Source organism: Paenibacillus daejeonensis DSM 15491, from assembly GCF_000378385.1.
GTDB classification, from domain to species: domain Bacteria; phylum Bacillota; class Bacilli; order Paenibacillales; family Paenibacillaceae; genus Paenibacillus_D; species Paenibacillus_D daejeonensis.
The window spans coordinates 1,098,586-1,113,736 of sequence record NZ_KB899659.1; the positions used below are offsets into that span (position 1 = coordinate 1,098,586).

Here is a 15,151-nt window from a genome sequence, read left to right on the forward strand (position 1 = left end):
GGGCAGTCCCAAATCTCTCCACTGCCGCAAATTCACCCATGCCCTGAGCCCCCCGTTAGCGGGGGCTGGACACGGGTGGATATAGAAGCCGGTGAGCAAGCATTTCAATTACCTGCTCACTACCGGCCATATTGAAGCCTGATTATCGTCAGGCACTCTCTTCTTTTTTCTTCGGCTTCTTACTCGACAGCTCCGGCATAATCCGATCTTGTACAACCTTCTCAGTGATGAGGCAGGTATTCACATCTTCACGGGAAGGCACCTCGTACATGACATCCAGCATAATGCCTTCGATAATCGCCCGCAAGCCGCGCGCACCTGTATTGCGCTTAATCGCTTCCTTGGCAATTGCCTCCAGAGCCGGTTGTTCAAAATCAAGATGAACATTATCCATCTCCAACAGCTTCTGGTACTGCTTAACTAGCGCATTTTTGGGTTCGGACAAAATCCGTACCAATGCTTGCTCATCCAGCGGCTCCAGAGTAGAGATAACCGGCAAGCGGCCTACGAATTCAGGAATCAAGCCAAATTTCAGTAAGTCCTCCGGCAATACCATCGACAGGTACTCACCCGGCTTCAGATCTTTTTGACCTTCACCCGCTGTGCTGAAGCCAATGACTTTTTTACCGATTCTCCGTTTGATCATTTGCTCAAGACCGTCAAAGGCTCCACCGCAAATGAACAGGATGTTGGTTGTATCAATTTGAATGAACTCCTGATGCGGGTGCTTGCGTCCGCCTTGCGGAGGTACCGAAGCCACCGTTCCTTCCAGGATTTTCAGCAAGGCTTGTTGAACGCCTTCACCGGATACATCGCGTGTAATGGAAGGATTCTCGGATTTACGTGCGACTTTATCAATCTCATCGATATAGATAATGCCGCGTTCGGCCTTCTCTACATCATAGTCGGCAGCCTGAATTAGTTTCAAGAGGATATTTTCTACATCCTCACCGACATATCCCGCTTCGGTAAGCGAGGTTGCATCAGCGATAGCAAACGGTACATTCAATATTTTGGCCATGGTTTGCGCCAGCAATGTTTTACCAGAGCCTGTCGGACCAAGCAGCAGAATGTTACTCTTCTGCAGCTCAACATCCTCGATCTTGCTCTGCGAATTTACGCGCTTGTAGTGGTTATATACAGCAACGGACAGTGATTTCTTGGCCTGCTCCTGACCAATGACATATTGGTCGAGAATTCCGCGAATCTCTTGCGGCTTCGGAATATCCTTGAGGTCAAGCTCTTCCTCGTGACCGAGCTCCTCCTCTACAATCTCTGTGCACAGCTCGATGCATTCGTCACATATATATACACCAGGACCGGCGACGAGCTTGCGCACCTGATCCTGCGATTTTCCGCAGAAGGAACATTTGAGCTGGCCCTTTTCGTCGTTGAATTTAAACATCTGTTCACCCCTTAGAGTAAATTAATCAAAGCTCTGGCGCTGCGACGACTTTGTCGATCAGACCATAAGTCTGAGCTTCGTCCGCGCTCATGAAGTAATCACGATCGGTATCACGGTCAATCTTGTCATAAGGCTGACCAGTACGCTCGACAAGGATCTGGTTCAACTTCTGCTTGGTTTTCAAAATCCAATCCGCATGGATTTTAATATCCGTCGCCTGGCCACGGACGCCGCCTAGCGGCTGATGGATCATGACTTCGCTGTTCGGCAGCGCAAGGCGTTTTCCCTTGGCTCCTGCAGCGAGTAGAAGTGAACCCATGCTTGCAGCCATACCAACACAGATCGTCGACACATCCGGCTTAATATATTGCATTGTATCAAATATACCCATTCCCGCCGTCACCGAACCGCCGGGGGAGTTGATGTAAAGATGGATGTCTTTCTCCGGATCATCCGCTGCCAAGAACAACAGTTGGGCAATGATGAGATTGGCGACGTCATCATCGATAGCGCTCCCCAGAAAAATAATCCGGTCTCTCAGGAGTCGGGAGTAGATATCATAAGATCGTTCTCCGCGATTGCTCTGTTCGACCACGATAGGCACAAGATTCATACGACCAACCTCTTCTCTTTTTTGATTTCTACTCAATCACTTGGATGCGTCAGCCGTTTTCGCCTTGGCATAAATCCATTTTACCATGTTCACTCCTTCGGTTCCAATCCCCCCGTTTTCGTCGGAATCAGGACAAAAAAAGTGACGTCTTGCCATATGTAGTTTGGGAGGCATCTGCACCTGCCCGGATTTTAAAATAAGGCACGCGCTCAAACACGTGCCTTATCTTCTATGTTCACATTATGTTATGCAACGGTTGTGACAGACTTGCTGTTTTCAACCAAAAATTGAATCGTTTTGCGCAGCGACAGGTCATCCTTCATGTTCTCAAGGTTGCCATTGCTTGTGAAAATCTCGCGGATCTCTTCAGCAGGACGGTTATACGCTTGAGCAAGTTTCTCCAGCTCTTCGGTCAGCTCGTCTTCGCTTACTTCGATACCTTCTGCTTTGGCAATTGCTTCGAGCACAAGGTTGTTGCGAACGCGCTTCTCAGCGTCGCCTTGCATTTGGCCGCGCAGAGCAGCTTCGTCTTGACCGGAGAATTGGTAGTACAGGTCCAGATTCATTCCTTGGCTGCGCAGACGGTTTTCAAAGTCCTTAAGCATATGGCCTGTTTCGTTCTCGATCATAATTTCCGGAATTTCGACTTCTGCCAGTTCGGTAGCTTTGTCGACAACAGCTACTTCGCGAGCTTGCTCGGCTTCCTTCTGCTTATTCTCCAACAGGTTTTTCTTCAGGTCTTCCTTGTATTCTTCCAGCGTGTCGAATTCACTAACGTCCTTGGCGAACTCGTCGTCAAGTGCCGGCAGATTCTTGCGCTTGATCTCATGCAGCTTAACCTTGAACACTGCAGCCTTGCCAGCAAGTTGTTCTGCATGGTAAGACTCAGGGAAGGTCACTTCAACATCCTTGAAATCGCCAATGTTCATGCCGACCAGTTGCTCCTCGAAGCCAGGAATGAACGAACCGGAACCAATCTCCAGCGAATAACGTTCACTTTTACCGCCTTCAAAAGCTTCCCCATCGACATAACCGTCGAAATCAATAACCGTGGTGTCGCCTTGCTCTACTTGACCTTCGTCAATGACAACAAGCTCTGCATGGCGTTGTTGCAGACGCTCCAGCTCAGCCGTTACATCCTCGTCAGCTACTTGAGCTTCAGCGGCAGGCACTTCCAGGCCTTTGTAATCGCCAAGTGTAACTTCAGGCTTCACGATAACTTTAGCTTTGAACTTGAAGGTTTCGCCTTTGGCAAACTGCTCCACTTCAATTTCAGGACGGTCGACAGGCGTAATGCCAGTCTCATCAAGTGCGCCAGCATAGGCGTCAGGCAGCAGGATATCTACAGCATCCTGGTACAGGCTTTCCACACCAAAGCGTTTCTCGAACATAGCCCGCGGTACTTTACCTTTGCGGAATCCAGGAACGCTTACTTTGTTAACGACTTTCTTGAATGCCTTGTCCAACGCAGCAGAGACTTGATCTGCTTCCACTTCCACATCAAGAACCACCAGGTTCTTCTCTATTTTTTCCCAAGTTGCTTTCATTTTATGCTTTCCCCTCCAAAAATGCGCAATCGCACCTACTTGTTCCGTTTCATAAACCACTCCATTATAAACAACATCCGCTCGAATATCAAGGCTCAGAATCTGGACCCGATTCTTGACTGCCCTCTGCGACGTGACGCATCATGCGACAAGCCTGTTCATAGCGGAAACGCAGGGACTCCGTAATCCCATAGGCCTCGCGGATTGCTTCCTCGTCCGCAGTGCCATAAGCGGCAGTTGCAAGCGCCAAATGAAGCGCAGCTGCAAAGCAATCTACCATCTCGTCGCGCTCGTCCAGCATCCAGCTGTAAGTGGAGGTGCCGTACAAAAATTGCAGGCATTCCTTCCAGAGCTCACGGGCAAAATGCGGCAAGCTCGCATCAATAATTTCTGTCACCCGTTCAACGCGTTCAAGCACGGCAAGCACCGGCTGCGGGAAGTCATCGAGCGATAGCGGCGTGGCCTCAATCTCCAAGCTCACCTGCTCGCCAAGTCGTTCCATCGACACATTTCCAAGCTCTCCGCGCTTGCGCAAGCACTGCAGCGCTTTGAACTGGACGACTGGGTGAAGGCTGGCCTCTACAAGCCATGAACGGATCTCACGACTTACCTCGGCAGAATCCAATAACGCCGCCCGCTCCAATGCAAGCATTTGTTGGTCGATCATTGGGTGATGCTTCATAATATACAGCACTTGATTTATGTATTCTTCGTCCTGCTCCCCGGGGTCGAGTGCCTGCCTGCGCAGATCGTCCTCGTTGTCTGTCGTCTGGCTCCCGTTCGTGCCTGAGAGGCTCTCGGGAAACGCCATTTCGACCCATTTCAGCAGATTACTCCATTCCTCATAGTGGCGCTGATCTTCGCCTTGGCAATGAAGTAGAAATTGAAGCAGCTCCCGGGCTTCCCCGTATTGCTCCGCTTCCAGCATCCGTGTCAGCTGAAACTGGTAATGATCCAGCATATTGGGAAACAAATATACATTGTCCTTGACTCTCTCGCCATCCGGCGAATTTGGAGTAGTAATGATATCACCGCCTTCATGTCTGACGACATCTTACGAAGTTATTAACACAAATCGTGATGATTATACCACGCGGACGCGAAAAACACGATGTGGTGCTTTCGATTGCAATGGGTGAGAGGATGTGCTATTATTATTTGGCTGTCGACTGCCTTGAACTTGCCTGGTGAAATTTTCATTGCATTTTAAAATCAGCCGTGGTAAGATAATTCAGGTCAAAGTTGACCACTCATGTCTCAGTAGCTCAGCTGGATAGAGCAACGCCCTTCTAAGGCGTGGGTCGGGGGTTCGAATCCCTCCTGGGACGCCATTTTTTACTACTATGCTTGGACCATAATACATAGAATAAACCGTCAAGCCCTGAATTACACGGGTTTGGCGGTTTTTTCGCATAAGGGACGACTCTTGCTTGACCGACTGTATTTACCAGCATTCCCCTCGTCTGCCTGATGGGTCGTTTCATCAATAAAAGCAGGGGTAATTAACATCATAGTGAATCCTGCGGATTTCAACCGTTTAGTGAGGGGGCCATGCGATGACAAGAAAAGAAAAAACCGTTGATTTTGTGAAGCGGATGATTGCCCGTTTTCAAGCTGATGAGGTTCCGGCACTGGGGGCACAGCTCAGTTATTACCTCGTGCTGTCGTTCTTTCCATTTCTGATTTTCACCGTGACGCTGCTGGGCTTCGCTCAGGTCTCAGGTGATCAATTCATTCAGGAAATGGTGATGCTGTTGCCGACCGAAACGGCTAACACGGTAACTTCTATTTTGGATGAGGTTGCTGTCAATAGCAGCGGAACTGTATTGTCCTTTGGTATCCTTGGCACAATTTGGGCTGCTTCCAATGGCGTTAATGCCATGATGAAGGGACTCAACAAAGCCTACGATGAAGAAGAGACGCGCCCATTCTGGAAAGTCAGAGGCATCTCTATTATCTTGACGCTGGTGCTGTCGGTTGTCATTATTCTTGCGATGGTGCTGTTGATTTTTGGACGGGGCATCGGCTCCTACCTTTTTGAGCTTCTCGAATATCCTTCCGGTTTTGAATCAACATGGAACATTGTCAAGGTAGTCGTTCCACTGCTCGGTATGATTTTAGTCTTCACCATGCTGTTCTGGATTGCACCCAACCGGAAGATCCGCATTAAAGATGTAATTCCCGGTGCCATTTTCACGACATTTGGCTGGATCGTCACTTCTCTTGGTTTTTCCTTCTATGTTAATAATTTTGGTAATTACACGAACACGTACGGCAGCATTGGCGGCGTCATCGTCCTGCTGATCTGGCTGTACATTAGTTCCATCATTATTATCACTGGCGGCGAGATTAATGCTGCGCTGACATTCAGAAGAGAGGGACGAGAAAAAGCCGGTACCAAGACGTTTAGTATGGACCTGCCGTGGGCAGGAAAAAAGTCCGATGATCTTAAAACTTAATTCCGTTCTATCCTTCCAAGCCTGCGGGCGCGGGCTCCTGCATTACCATGCAGAGACTGACGCCCGCGGGCTTTTTTTTCTTCGGGGGGATTTATCTCGATAATTCACGCGCCAGATCCTCACGCACGACACCACTCGCCAGGATCTGTGCCTTGAACGATTCCATCCCTTCCGATCCGCCAGCGTCCTGCAGCAGTTCCGTTGTCTGGTCGGTAAAGGCATCATGCAAATTATTATCATACCAGTCGATCTCCATATCGGCGTCATTGCCCAGTACTGCAATCATCTCATATTCATCACTGTAGGCCGGCGCCATATAGGCCAGCATAACAGGACATTCAGGATCGTCGGTTTTAACCTCCACTTCGCCACATATCACGCCCCCGCGGTTCACAATTCTTCTCAGGCTCGCTCGCAGTACATTCATGGTTCCGATTCCTCCTTCTCCCCTTTGGTCTCCAGGATGTGCATGGATTGGATATGGCGCTTGGTTTCTTCTGTACCTAATTCATGCAGCTGCCCGTAGACTTTCTTCAAGAGGATCTCGTATCCCAGATTAATCCGGTCGGTAGAAAACTCAGTGTATGGCGTGCTGGCAAAATGGAAGGCCTGAGCTCCATCCCAGATTTTTAGCTCATCAAACAGCTCTTGCAATCTGCCCAGCTCTTCTTCGTTGGCGAGAATCTCCAGTTCATAGGCAGCTGCCTCAGGATCCTCCAGAATCTGGCCCCCGCCGACCGATACATAATAATGGTTGCGGATGAGCATGGCCTCTCCTCGTCCTGCCGTTTGCGAATCTTCCCGATGTTGCTCCCTATCATAGTCTGTCATTGCCTTGCTCTCCTTCCATTACAACGGATGTTTGCACCCGAGTATAGCTTCCCAGCCGGACAGACATTTTATGCTTGGTGAACGCATATACCTCTTAGACCTTATGTCATAAGCCCTGCAAAATCGACAGGAGAGGAATGAACGCTATGTGCGGTATTACCGGGTGGATCGATTGGACCCATGACCTGACTCAGCAGAGCGCAACTCTGGAGCAGATGACAGAAACACTGGCGCTGCGCGGACCCGACGCTTCCGGCTCCTGGATCACAGCTCATTGCGCGCTGGGACACCGCCGTCTCAGCGTTATTGATCCTGAGAACGGCGCTCAGCCCATGGTCAAGCTGATGGGTGAGGATACGTTTGTGATTGTATATAATGGAGAGCTGTACAACGCGCCAGAGCTGCGGGTGCAGCTGGAGAGCGAGGGCATCCGCTTCCAGACTCAATGCGATACCGAGGTGCTCCTGGCCGCTTATATGGTATGGGGCGGCGCTTGCCTGGAGCGGCTGAACGGTATTTTCGCGTTTGCGGTTTGGGACGACAAGGAGCAGAACTTGTTCCTTGCACGGGACCGGCTTGGCGTCAAACCGCTGTTCTATAGTACTGTGGACGGCCTTTTCTTGTTTGGATCGGAGCCCAAAGCGCTGCTCGCTCATCCCGCATGTCCCCCGGAGGTGGGAAGCGAAGGCTTGGCGGAGATCTTCATGATCGGTCCCGCTCGCACGCCTGGCCATGGCGTTTATCGTCATATCAGCGAGCTGCGCCCAGGACAGTACATGAAGGTCGATCGATCAGGGAGCCGGATCGGCACCTATTGGAAGCTGGAGAGCGCCCCCCACTCAGACAATGTGGAGCAAACGGCCGAGCGGGTACGCAGCCTGTTGGAGGATACTGTGAATCGGCAATTGGTGTCCGATGTGCCGATCTGCACACTGCTCTCCGGAGGTCTTGACTCCAGTGCGCTGACCAGCTTTGCTGCCCGCCATTATGCGCAGCAAAACTTGGGGAGCGTCGATACGTACTCCGTGGATTTTGTCGATAACGACAAGCATTTCAAAGCCCATGCGTTCCAGCCCGGCAGTGACGGTCCCTGGATTAAGCGAATGACAGAGTACCTGAGCTCTGTTCATCACAATATCACGTTCGATACGCCTGAGCTGGCGGATGCACTGGATGATGCCATGCGAGCCCGTGATCTGCCAGGCATGGCTGATGTCGACAGCTCCTTGCTCTTGTTCTGCCGAGCCATCAAAGAGGATGCGACCGTTGCGCTGTCTGGTGAAGCTGCGGATGAAATATTCGGCGGCTACCCTTGGTTCCACCGCGAGGAAGCGCTGAATTCCGGCACCTTCCCCTGGGCGCTGGCTTCCGGAATGCGAGCGGATCTCCTCTCCCCCGACATTGCAGCCTGGATCCGCCCGGAGGAGTATATCGCGTCCCGTTACAGCGATGCGGTTGCCGAAGTGCCTCACTTGGCAGGAGAAACGGAGGCTCAGCAGCGAATGCGGACGATGTCTTATCTGAACATCACCCGATTTATGCCTACCCTTCTGGATCGGAAGGACCGGATGAGTATGGCTGCCAGTCTGGAGGTCCGCGTACCCTTTTGTGATCATCGCCTGGTTGAGTATGTATGGAATATTCCTTGGGAGATCAAAACATCTGGCGACCGCGAGAAAGGCATTCTGCGTAAAGCATTGCAGGATGTGTTGCCAGAGGACGTACTGAAGCGCAAAAAAAGTCCCTATCCCAAAACACATAACCCTGGGTATCTGAATGCCATGAAGCAGCGCGTATTGGACATTCTGGATGATCCGACTGCTCCCTTGTTGCCGCTAATCAATGTGAAGAACGTCCGGGCTGTTGTTGAATCGGCGGACCCGACGTCCCAGCTGCCATGGTTCGGCCAGCTCATGTCGGGCCCCCAGCTGTTCGCCTATCTCTCGCAGACCAATACCTGGCTAAAAGAATATAAGGTTACGATTCGCTGAGTGTTCAAATCGTACGCCAAATAGCCAGATCCCGCAGATGCGGGGCCTGGCTATTGTTCTATCCATGACGAGTCAGCTAGTCCAACAGGGACAACAGACGAGACAATGCCCGTCCCCGGTGACCGATTTGCTGCTTCTCATCCTTGGTTAATTGGGCAACGGTTTTCCCATATTCCGGCACCCAGAGAAGCGGATCATAACCAAAACCGCCTTCGCCAGCTGGCTTGTTGACAATAATACCGTCCATTGTGCCTTCCGCTTCAATGAATTGTCCGGTAGCAGGGTCATACAACGCCAACGCGCACACAAAACGTCCTGGACTGAGGCCTTCTACCCCGACGGGCAGAGCAGACCCCGTTGTATCCATCCTTTGTCCAGACAGCGCAGTGAGCAGCTTGGCATTATTGTCAGCGTCAGCTGCCCCTTCCCCCGCATAACGCGCCGAATACACGCCTGGCGCGCCTTCAAGCGCGTCTACGCACAGACCTGAGTCATCCGCCAGCACGGGAATCTGCAACGCCTCACCGACGGTTCTGGCTTTCTTGCGGGCATTCTCGGCAAACGTGCTGCCATCCTCAACGATGTCAGGCAAGTCCGGATAATCCGCCATGCTCTGCACCTGGATGCCAAGCTTGGCAAACGCATGACGGAACTCAACGGTCTTCCCATTGTTCTGGGTGGCTACGACAATTCGATCGCTTATCCGACTCATACCGTCTCCCCGCCAATCCTGTCGCCGGCTTCACCCAGTACCTCGCGTTGATGGCCGATCAGACCGCGTATGCCTTCCTCAGCCTGCTCCAGCATGTCATTCAATTCCTGACGCGAGAAAGGCGCATCCTCGCCCGTGCCCTGGAGCTCTACAAAATTCCCCTTGCCGGTCATGACCACATTCATGTCAACCTTGGCTTTGGAGTCTTCTTCATAATTCAAATCCACCCGGATGGAATCTGCAATGACCCCTACACTGACAGATGCAAGGAAATCCGTCAAAGGATAGCGAGCAAAGCGATTGTGCTTGTCGAGCTTGTGGACAGCCAATGCAAGAGCAACAAATGCCCCTGTAATGGACGTTGTCCGGGTGCCGCCATCCGCCTGAATCACGTCACAATCCAGCGTAATGGTCCGCTCCCCCAACGCTTGCAAATCTACTACCGAGCGCAGCGCCCGGCCGATCAGCCGCTGGATCTCCATCGTGCGACCAGTCAGCTTGCCTCGCACTGCTTCTCGCTGATTACGCGTATGTGTCGAGCGGGGCAGCATCGCATACTCCGCATTAATCCAGCCTTTGCCCTGACCCTTCATAAAAGGCGGGACCCGTTCTTCAATGGTCGCTGTACAGAGTACCTTCGTGTCGCCAACTTCAATCCATACGGAGCCCTCAGCATATTTGTTGGGATGAAGTGTTATCTTAACCGGCCGCAGCTGAGAATTCAGCCGTCCTTCTAATCGCATGTAATAGCCTCCAAACGTATTTTTGCCTAATTCCTATCCATTCTACCAAATCTCCCGGTCAAAATCACCTTGCGCTATCCGAAACTTCCCCTTCCGGGAAAAGAAAAAAGAGAGGGAGATCCCTCTCTTAGCTTGATGCTCCTGACTAAAACTTCAATGCATTCACATGCTCTGGACGGTTGACAGGCTCGTTATAGGAACGATTGTCGGTATCCTTGACGTTGGAGGTGCCATTGAACTGGATTTTCACCTGCTTGGCCCCTGTGTTCTCTGTCAGTGACAGCACCACCGCTTGAAGCATTTCCGAAGGCAGTTTTTGATCGTCTTTGTACAGTTCATCCTTGAGATCAACTGTAACGACTTCGCCCGCAATCCCCAGCTCATTCACTTCAATATCCTCGGTAATGACCGCGTGCAGCTTGCTGAATGGTCCAGGGCCCGCAATCAACTGTTCCATTGCCGCCTTGGCCGGATCGGAACTGCGCTCGATCAGACGGGTAACCGGTACATAGTACTGTTCGTCCTCCTCAGACACGGCCGAGAAATAGAGCGTAACCGGCATGGATCTAGCATAATCCACCCCTTCGGCTTTCTCCAGATTGATGCCCATCTTGCGCGACAATGGTCCTGTCAGCGGCAGGCCATCCACTGGCATCTCGTCAAGTCGCTCTCCCTCATTCCAGATTTCCACCTGATCGATATTCGGGAAGCCTGTCAGTGTCCAGGTCAGCGCTTCAACAATTTTACGCTCATCAGGCAAGTTGTAATCGAGGAACGGACTGGAGAAATCTACGATGGCCTTGTGCTGTTCTTGAATGACATTGAAGGTCTCGACCTCTGTACCTTGCGGTAGAATTGGCTGAAAGCCTTCTGGCAGCTCTGCGGCATAAGCCCCATTCTCCACCATCATCTCAAGCGCCCGCTTCTCCACACGCTCGTCCGGCTTAAGCACGGTCTGCAGCGTGACAGGGGCAATGTAGCCATTAGGATCCTTGAGGAACACTGTCAATTCTGTTCCGCCCTCCAGTGGTGCAGAGGGCACCTCTTTGCCCATGACCGGATCTGCTATGGTCTGAGGCGGGTCAATCTCCTGGCTCGTCGTTGTCGATAACAAGCTGCAACCGGACGCCGCCGCCATCACGACAGCCATTCCTCCTGAAATCAGGCTGAGCCGCATCCATTGATACTGTTTCATAGTCACCGTGCCTCCCTGTCGACTTAGGTTTCATTTGGAGCAACTTCTGTTTTGTAGTACTATGTATACGAGCCCGTCCCCGTTTTAGACCAAGTTTTGTCCCACTACAAGATTAAAGGGGTGTCAACATGTCCGATCCGAGCAAATACAGCCTCAATAGCAAACAGGTTGCAGAAGCGACGCAGGAATGGCTGGAAAAACGCGGCGTCACCAAGCTTCAAATTGCCGAGCTTGTCATGCTCTTGCAAAAGAATTATTTTCCTGAGCTCTCCATGGAAGAATGCCTTCATAACGTGGAAGCCGTCCTATCCAAGCGCGAGGTGCAAAATGCGGTGCTGACCGGCATTCAACTCGATATTCTGGCGGAAGAGGGCAAGCTGCTGCCGCCCCTTCAGGAAATGATTGTTCACGATGAAGGCCTCTATGGCTGCGACGAGATCCTGGCGTTGTCGATTGTTAACGTGTATGGAAGTATCGGACTGACCAACTTCGGTTACATTGACAAGCTGAAGCCCGGCGTCCTGGTCCAGCTGAACGAGAAGAACGGTGAGCATACCCACACCTTCCTTGATGATATTGTTGGTGCGATTGCTGCTTCGGCCAGCAGCCGCATTGCGCATCGCAAGCAAGCCGAACGTGAAGGAAATACTACACCGCCGCTCGATTGACAGTAGGGGTATTCCCCTGGTTGCATAATCTCCCCATACCAAAAACAACGGTCCCGCCGACAGTCGACGAGGCCGTTGTTTTTTTGGTTATGCTTGAACCATTCTCGCATAATGCAGACGAGCGGGTGCCCCCGGCACTTCCTGCTCCTGCACACGTCCCAGCCGTACGAGATGTCTCAGATGCGCAAGCGTTTCCGCCATTGCAAACCGCAGATTATGACTATCCGTTCCGACCCGGGCCCCAAATAACTGCTGACAAATCTCATACCCGTCTCGCGGTTGCTCCAATTCATCAGCAATAACCGTTAATCGCTGCTCATGATGGCTGCGAATCTCGGCAATGCGTCCTGCAAAATCGCTGAATGGATCGCGGTGACCCGGGAAGGCTTGCTCCACAGGGAACCGTGAAAGCTCCTCCAGGCTGCTCAGAAAAGAAGCCAGCGGGTCGTCGTCCCCTCCCGGCACCAGACTAATGTTTGGCGTAATGTCGGGGAGTACCTGATCGCCGCAGATCATGAGCTTCTGCTCCCGTTGATAGAAGCACAGATGACCTGCCGCGTGTCCTGGCGCGTCCAGCACATCCCAAGAGAGGTCTCCGAGCGTCAGGGGCTCTCCAGCCTCAAGCAGCTCTACCAGCTGCGGCTGGGGCGAAACTAGCGCGACAAACCGGTCCAGATGCTCCCGAATACCATTCAATTGATGCTGAGGCATCCCATGCTGCGCATAAAGGGCAAGCAGACGCTCAGGAAACGCCGGGTGCTCGCCCCACAGCTCGGACGTATAGGCGCGAGCAGCTGCTGACATGCGTACGGGCGCCCCGCTGCGCTGCTGCCACCAGCCAGCCAGACCGTAATGATCCGGATGCTGATGCGTTAACACAATCGTATGTATGCTGGAGTAGGCAATGCCTCGTTCAGCCGTCACCGTCTCCCAGATTTGGACAGCTTCGGGCGTATGCAAGCCGGGATCAACCAGCGTATATCCTCGTTGGTCCGGGATCAGATAGCTATTGACCCAGCGCAGGGCAAAGGGCAAGGGCACCTTCACCTGAATCCAGCCATCTAGCCATTCCCGTACGGTCTGGCGGGATCGGGGGACACTCATTGGCCAGCCTCCCCCACCATAATTAGCCGCTTGGATTGTTGCTCATTGTACCGTGACCCATCATAATCGCCATACCATTCCGTCACCCGCAGATCCGCTGCCTGCAATTGTGAGGTGAACCAGTCCAGTTCGTAGAGCCGGACCTGCTCGTCATAATGACGCTCCCCGCCATCCGGCAGTTGGATGGTGATATGCTTGCGGACCCAGCGCTCGTCCGCCCGCCGTTCCTCTATGATCCGCCAGCCCGTCTGCTCATCCAGCCGCTCGGACCGGGGCACAAGTGTACGCCGCACCTGAACAGGGTTGAGATAATCAATCAGAAATTTGCCGCCGGGTCGCAGTACCCGGCGCAACTGCCGGAGTACAGCCTCGTTGTCTGCCTCCGAATCGAAATAACCAAAGGAGGTAAACAGATTGACCGTGGCATCAAAGCTGGCGTCCTCGAAGGGGAGCTGTCGCATATCTCCCTGTACCCAAGTGACCGCTTGCTGGTGGTCTTGTTCGCGGGCTTCGCGAAGCAGTGCCTTAGACAGATCGACACCTGTCACCCTATAGCCAAGTGCATGAAGCGCCAGCGCATGACGTCCCATGCCACAGCCAACATCGAGCAGCCTCGCTCCCTCCGGCAGTTGAAGCCATCCGACCATCCGGCTCACCTCTTGTGCCGCCTGCTCCCAGTTTCTGTGCCTGTAAACGACTTTGTAATCGTCGCCAAAGCTGTGTTCATACCAACCCATCCAGCTTCCTCCTCCCTCTATCTCTGCTACTCAACTAATGCTGGTCGGCCGTCAGTGCGCACCAATCTAGTCGTTTCTTGCAACTCGGCGATGGAGCCCGCACCAATGCCGAACATGGCCGCCCGCAACTCAAATTCAATTCGTTCGAACTGCTGGAGCAGATCAATTGTTCCTGCATCGGCTGTTTGAAGCGCTGCGCCAGGCAACAGAGCCCTTCCGAAACCCGCGAGATCCGCTCCCAGCGCCAGAGCCTTGGCTGCGTCTACACCCGTATGCAGACCGCCGCTTGCGATGATTGTCGCGTTACCGGCATGCCTGCGCACCTCCATCAGACTGTCAACGGTGGAGATGCCCCAATCTGCAAAGGCGGCCGCCGCCTGACGACGGATCGGGTCGGTCGTGCGGAACTTTTCTACTTGACTCCACGAGGTCCCGCCCGCGCCAGCGACATCGACAAAGGCTACACCTGCGAGCTGCAGGCGTTTGGCAAGCTCGCCATCCATGCCCCAGCCGACCTCCTTGACGCCAACAGGCACAGAGAGCTGCTGGCACAGGTCCGCGATTTTGTCCAGAAGTCCACTAAAATCTGTATCACCTTCCGGCTGAAACACCTCTTGCATACTGTTCAGATGCAGCACCAAACCATCCGCCTCGGCCAGCTCTACAGCGCGCTGACAGGTGTCGACACCGTAGCCATAGTTGAGCTGAACCGCTCCAAAGTTGGCTAGAATCGGAATCGTAGGCGCTTCGCTTCGCACATGAAACGTTTCTGCCAGCGACTCGTCTTCAATTGCAGCCCGCATGGAACCAAGGCCAAGCGCCCAGCCCCTGGCTTGTGCCGCCTCTGCCAGTCTGCGGTTGATGCGTTCGGCTTGTTGGGTGCCCCCTGTCATGGAGCTAACGAGCAGTGGTGCCTGAAGCGGCTTGCCCAGAAACGAAGCTTGCAGTGAGATATCTTCGAATGATAATTCCGGCAGAGCATTATGACGGAAGCGCAGCTGATCAAAGCCGCTGCCGATGCCAACGGATGTGACCGGCTCCTCCAGGCAGATCCGGATGTGCTCGCCCTTTCGCTTGGCCGTCGCGGCTTCCTCGTGATGTTCAAATCTCTCTTTCGTCATCCTAACCCTCCTTCGGATGTATCCC

At 52.8% G+C, this 15,151-nt stretch carries 15 protein-coding genes and 1 tRNA gene; 4 read left to right on the forward strand and 12 right to left on the reverse strand.

Annotation, left to right across the window (positions count from 1 at the left end):
- Positions 1-148: 148 nt before the first annotated feature.
- From clpX to F556_RS0105480, 4 genes are all read right to left on the reverse strand, one after another.
- Complete coding sequence (clpX, locus tag F556_RS0105465; RefSeq protein ID WP_020615902.1) at positions 149-1,405, reverse strand: ATP-dependent protease ATP-binding subunit ClpX; 1,257 nt, start codon at positions 1,403-1,405, stop codon at positions 149-151.
- A 25-nt stretch (positions 1,406-1,430) separates the two neighbouring features.
- The gene (gene clpP / locus F556_RS0105470; protein WP_020615903.1) at positions 1,431-2,018 is read right to left on the reverse strand and encodes an ATP-dependent Clp endopeptidase proteolytic subunit ClpP; all 588 of its coding nucleotides are present in this window, start codon (positions 2,016-2,018) and stop codon (positions 1,431-1,433) included.
- 245 nt (positions 2,019-2,263) lie between these two features.
- The gene (gene tig, locus F556_RS0105475; RefSeq protein ID WP_020615904.1) at positions 2,264-3,565 is read right to left on the reverse strand and encodes a trigger factor; all 1,302 of its coding nucleotides are present in this window, start codon (positions 3,563-3,565) and stop codon (positions 2,264-2,266) included.
- Positions 3,566-3,653: 88 nt separating this feature from the next.
- The gene (locus tag F556_RS0105480) at positions 3,654-4,526 is read right to left on the reverse strand and encodes a hypothetical protein (protein ID WP_051108667.1); all 873 of its coding nucleotides are present in this window, start codon (positions 4,524-4,526) and stop codon (positions 3,654-3,656) included.
- A 293-nt stretch (positions 4,527-4,819) separates the two neighbouring features.
- Here F556_RS0105480 and F556_RS0105485 point away from each other — a divergent pair.
- Both F556_RS0105485 and F556_RS0105490 read left to right on the forward strand, forming a co-directional pair.
- A tRNA-Arg gene (locus F556_RS0105485) sits at positions 4,820-4,896 on the forward strand.
- Between the two features lie 225 nt (positions 4,897-5,121).
- The gene (locus tag F556_RS0105490) at positions 5,122-6,024 is read left to right on the forward strand and encodes a YihY/virulence factor BrkB family protein (RefSeq protein ID WP_020615906.1); all 903 of its coding nucleotides are present in this window, start codon (positions 5,122-5,124) and stop codon (positions 6,022-6,024) included.
- Positions 6,025-6,115: 91 nt separating this feature from the next.
- Here the strand turns inward: F556_RS0105490 and F556_RS0105495 are convergent, their stop codons facing one another.
- Together F556_RS0105495 and F556_RS0105500 are read right to left on the reverse strand one after the other, a co-directional pair.
- The gene (locus F556_RS0105495) at positions 6,116-6,451 is read right to left on the reverse strand and encodes a hypothetical protein (RefSeq protein ID WP_020615907.1); all 336 of its coding nucleotides are present in this window, start codon (positions 6,449-6,451) and stop codon (positions 6,116-6,118) included.
- The gene (locus tag F556_RS0105500; protein ID WP_020615908.1) at positions 6,448-6,855 is read right to left on the reverse strand and encodes a hypothetical protein; all 408 of its coding nucleotides are present in this window, start codon (positions 6,853-6,855) and stop codon (positions 6,448-6,450) included. The genes F556_RS0105495 and F556_RS0105500 overlap by 4 nt, the downstream gene beginning before the upstream one ends.
- Positions 6,856-7,001: 146 nt before the next feature.
- On the opposite strand from F556_RS0105500, the gene asnB reads away from it, so the two are divergent.
- On the forward strand, positions 7,002-8,846 hold the full coding sequence (asnB, locus tag F556_RS0105505; RefSeq protein ID WP_020615909.1) for an asparagine synthase (glutamine-hydrolyzing): 1,845 nt from the start codon (positions 7,002-7,004) through the stop codon (positions 8,844-8,846).
- Between the two features lie 76 nt (positions 8,847-8,922).
- Here asnB and rdgB read toward each other — a convergent pair whose 3' ends face one another.
- The 3 genes from rdgB to F556_RS0105520 all read right to left on the reverse strand — a co-directional run bounded on the left by rdgB (position 8,923) and on the right by F556_RS0105520 (position 11,496).
- Positions 8,923-9,558, reverse strand: coding sequence for an RdgB/HAM1 family non-canonical purine NTP pyrophosphatase (gene rdgB, locus F556_RS0105510; protein ID WP_020615910.1), 636 nt, complete (start codon positions 9,556-9,558; stop codon positions 8,923-8,925).
- On the reverse strand, positions 9,555-10,301 hold the full coding sequence (rph, locus tag F556_RS0105515; protein ID WP_020615911.1) for a ribonuclease PH: 747 nt from the start codon (positions 10,299-10,301) through the stop codon (positions 9,555-9,557). Before rph ends, rdgB begins: the two co-directional genes overlap by 4 nt.
- Before the next feature lie 145 nt (positions 10,302-10,446).
- Positions 10,447-11,496 carry a GerMN domain-containing protein gene (locus F556_RS0105520; RefSeq protein WP_020615912.1) on the reverse strand — a complete coding sequence of 350 codons (1,050 nt, stop codon included), beginning with the start codon at positions 11,494-11,496 and terminating at the stop codon, positions 10,447-10,449.
- 128 nt (positions 11,497-11,624) lie between these two features.
- Between F556_RS0105520 and F556_RS0105525 the strand changes: the two genes are divergently transcribed.
- A complete protein-coding gene (locus F556_RS0105525; protein WP_020615913.1) occupies positions 11,625-12,164 on the forward strand; it encodes a phosphatidylglycerophosphatase A family protein in 540 nt (179 codons plus the stop codon).
- Positions 12,165-12,251: 87 nt separating this feature from the next.
- On the opposite strand, the gene F556_RS0105530 is transcribed toward F556_RS0105525, so the two are convergent.
- Genes F556_RS0105530 through fni form a run of 3 tightly spaced genes read right to left on the reverse strand, consistent with a single transcriptional unit; the run spans position 12,252 to position 15,126 of the window.
- Positions 12,252-13,268, reverse strand: coding sequence for an MBL fold metallo-hydrolase (locus F556_RS0105530; RefSeq protein WP_020615914.1), 1,017 nt, complete (start codon positions 13,266-13,268; stop codon positions 12,252-12,254).
- Positions 13,265-14,005, reverse strand: a complete 741-nt coding sequence (locus tag F556_RS0105535) for a class I SAM-dependent methyltransferase (RefSeq protein ID WP_020615915.1) — start codon at positions 14,003-14,005, stop codon at positions 13,265-13,267. Before F556_RS0105535 ends, F556_RS0105530 begins: the two co-directional genes overlap by 4 nt.
- Before the next feature lie 26 nt (positions 14,006-14,031).
- Positions 14,032-15,126, reverse strand: a complete 1,095-nt coding sequence (gene fni / locus F556_RS0105540; protein ID WP_020615916.1) for a type 2 isopentenyl-diphosphate Delta-isomerase — start codon at positions 15,124-15,126, stop codon at positions 14,032-14,034.
- Positions 15,127-15,151 lie beyond the last annotated feature (25 nt).

Excerpts from the sequence above, each read along its gene's own strand:
- clpX (WP_020615902.1), bottom strand. The coding sequence starts at position 1,405 with ATGTTTAAATTCAACGACGAAAAGGGCCAGCTCAAATGTTCCTTCTGC.
- clpP (WP_020615903.1), bottom strand. The coding sequence starts at position 2,018 with ATGAATCTTGTGCCTATCGTGGTCGAACAGAGCAATCGCGGAGAACGA.
- tig (WP_020615904.1), bottom strand. The coding sequence starts at position 3,565 with ATGAAAGCAACTTGGGAAAAAATAGAGAAGAACCTGGTGGTTCTTGAT.
- F556_RS0105480 (WP_051108667.1), bottom strand. The coding sequence starts at position 4,526 with ATGCTGGATCATTACCAGTTTCAGCTGACACGGATGCTGGAAGCGGAG.
- F556_RS0105490 (WP_020615906.1), top strand. The coding sequence starts at position 5,122 with ATGACAAGAAAAGAAAAAACCGTTGATTTTGTGAAGCGGATGATTGCC.
- F556_RS0105495 (WP_020615907.1), bottom strand. The coding sequence starts at position 6,451 with ATGAATGTACTGCGAGCGAGCCTGAGAAGAATTGTGAACCGCGGGGGC.
- F556_RS0105500 (WP_020615908.1), bottom strand. The coding sequence starts at position 6,855 with ATGACAGACTATGATAGGGAGCAACATCGGGAAGATTCGCAAACGGCA.
- asnB (WP_020615909.1), top strand. The coding sequence starts at position 7,002 with ATGTGCGGTATTACCGGGTGGATCGATTGGACCCATGACCTGACTCAG.
- rdgB (WP_020615910.1), bottom strand. The coding sequence starts at position 9,558 with ATGAGTCGGATAAGCGATCGAATTGTCGTAGCCACCCAGAACAATGGG.
- rph (WP_020615911.1), bottom strand. The coding sequence starts at position 10,301 with ATGCGATTAGAAGGACGGCTGAATTCTCAGCTGCGGCCGGTTAAGATA.
- F556_RS0105520 (WP_020615912.1), bottom strand. The coding sequence starts at position 11,496 with ATGAAACAGTATCAATGGATGCGGCTCAGCCTGATTTCAGGAGGAATG.
- F556_RS0105525 (WP_020615913.1), top strand. The coding sequence starts at position 11,625 with ATGTCCGATCCGAGCAAATACAGCCTCAATAGCAAACAGGTTGCAGAA.
- F556_RS0105530 (WP_020615914.1), bottom strand. The coding sequence starts at position 13,268 with ATGAGTGTCCCCCGATCCCGCCAGACCGTACGGGAATGGCTAGATGGC.
- F556_RS0105535 (WP_020615915.1), bottom strand. The coding sequence starts at position 14,005 with ATGGGTTGGTATGAACACAGCTTTGGCGACGATTACAAAGTCGTTTAC.
- fni (WP_020615916.1), bottom strand. The coding sequence starts at position 15,126 with ATGACGAAAGAGAGATTTGAACATCACGAGGAAGCCGCGACGGCCAAG.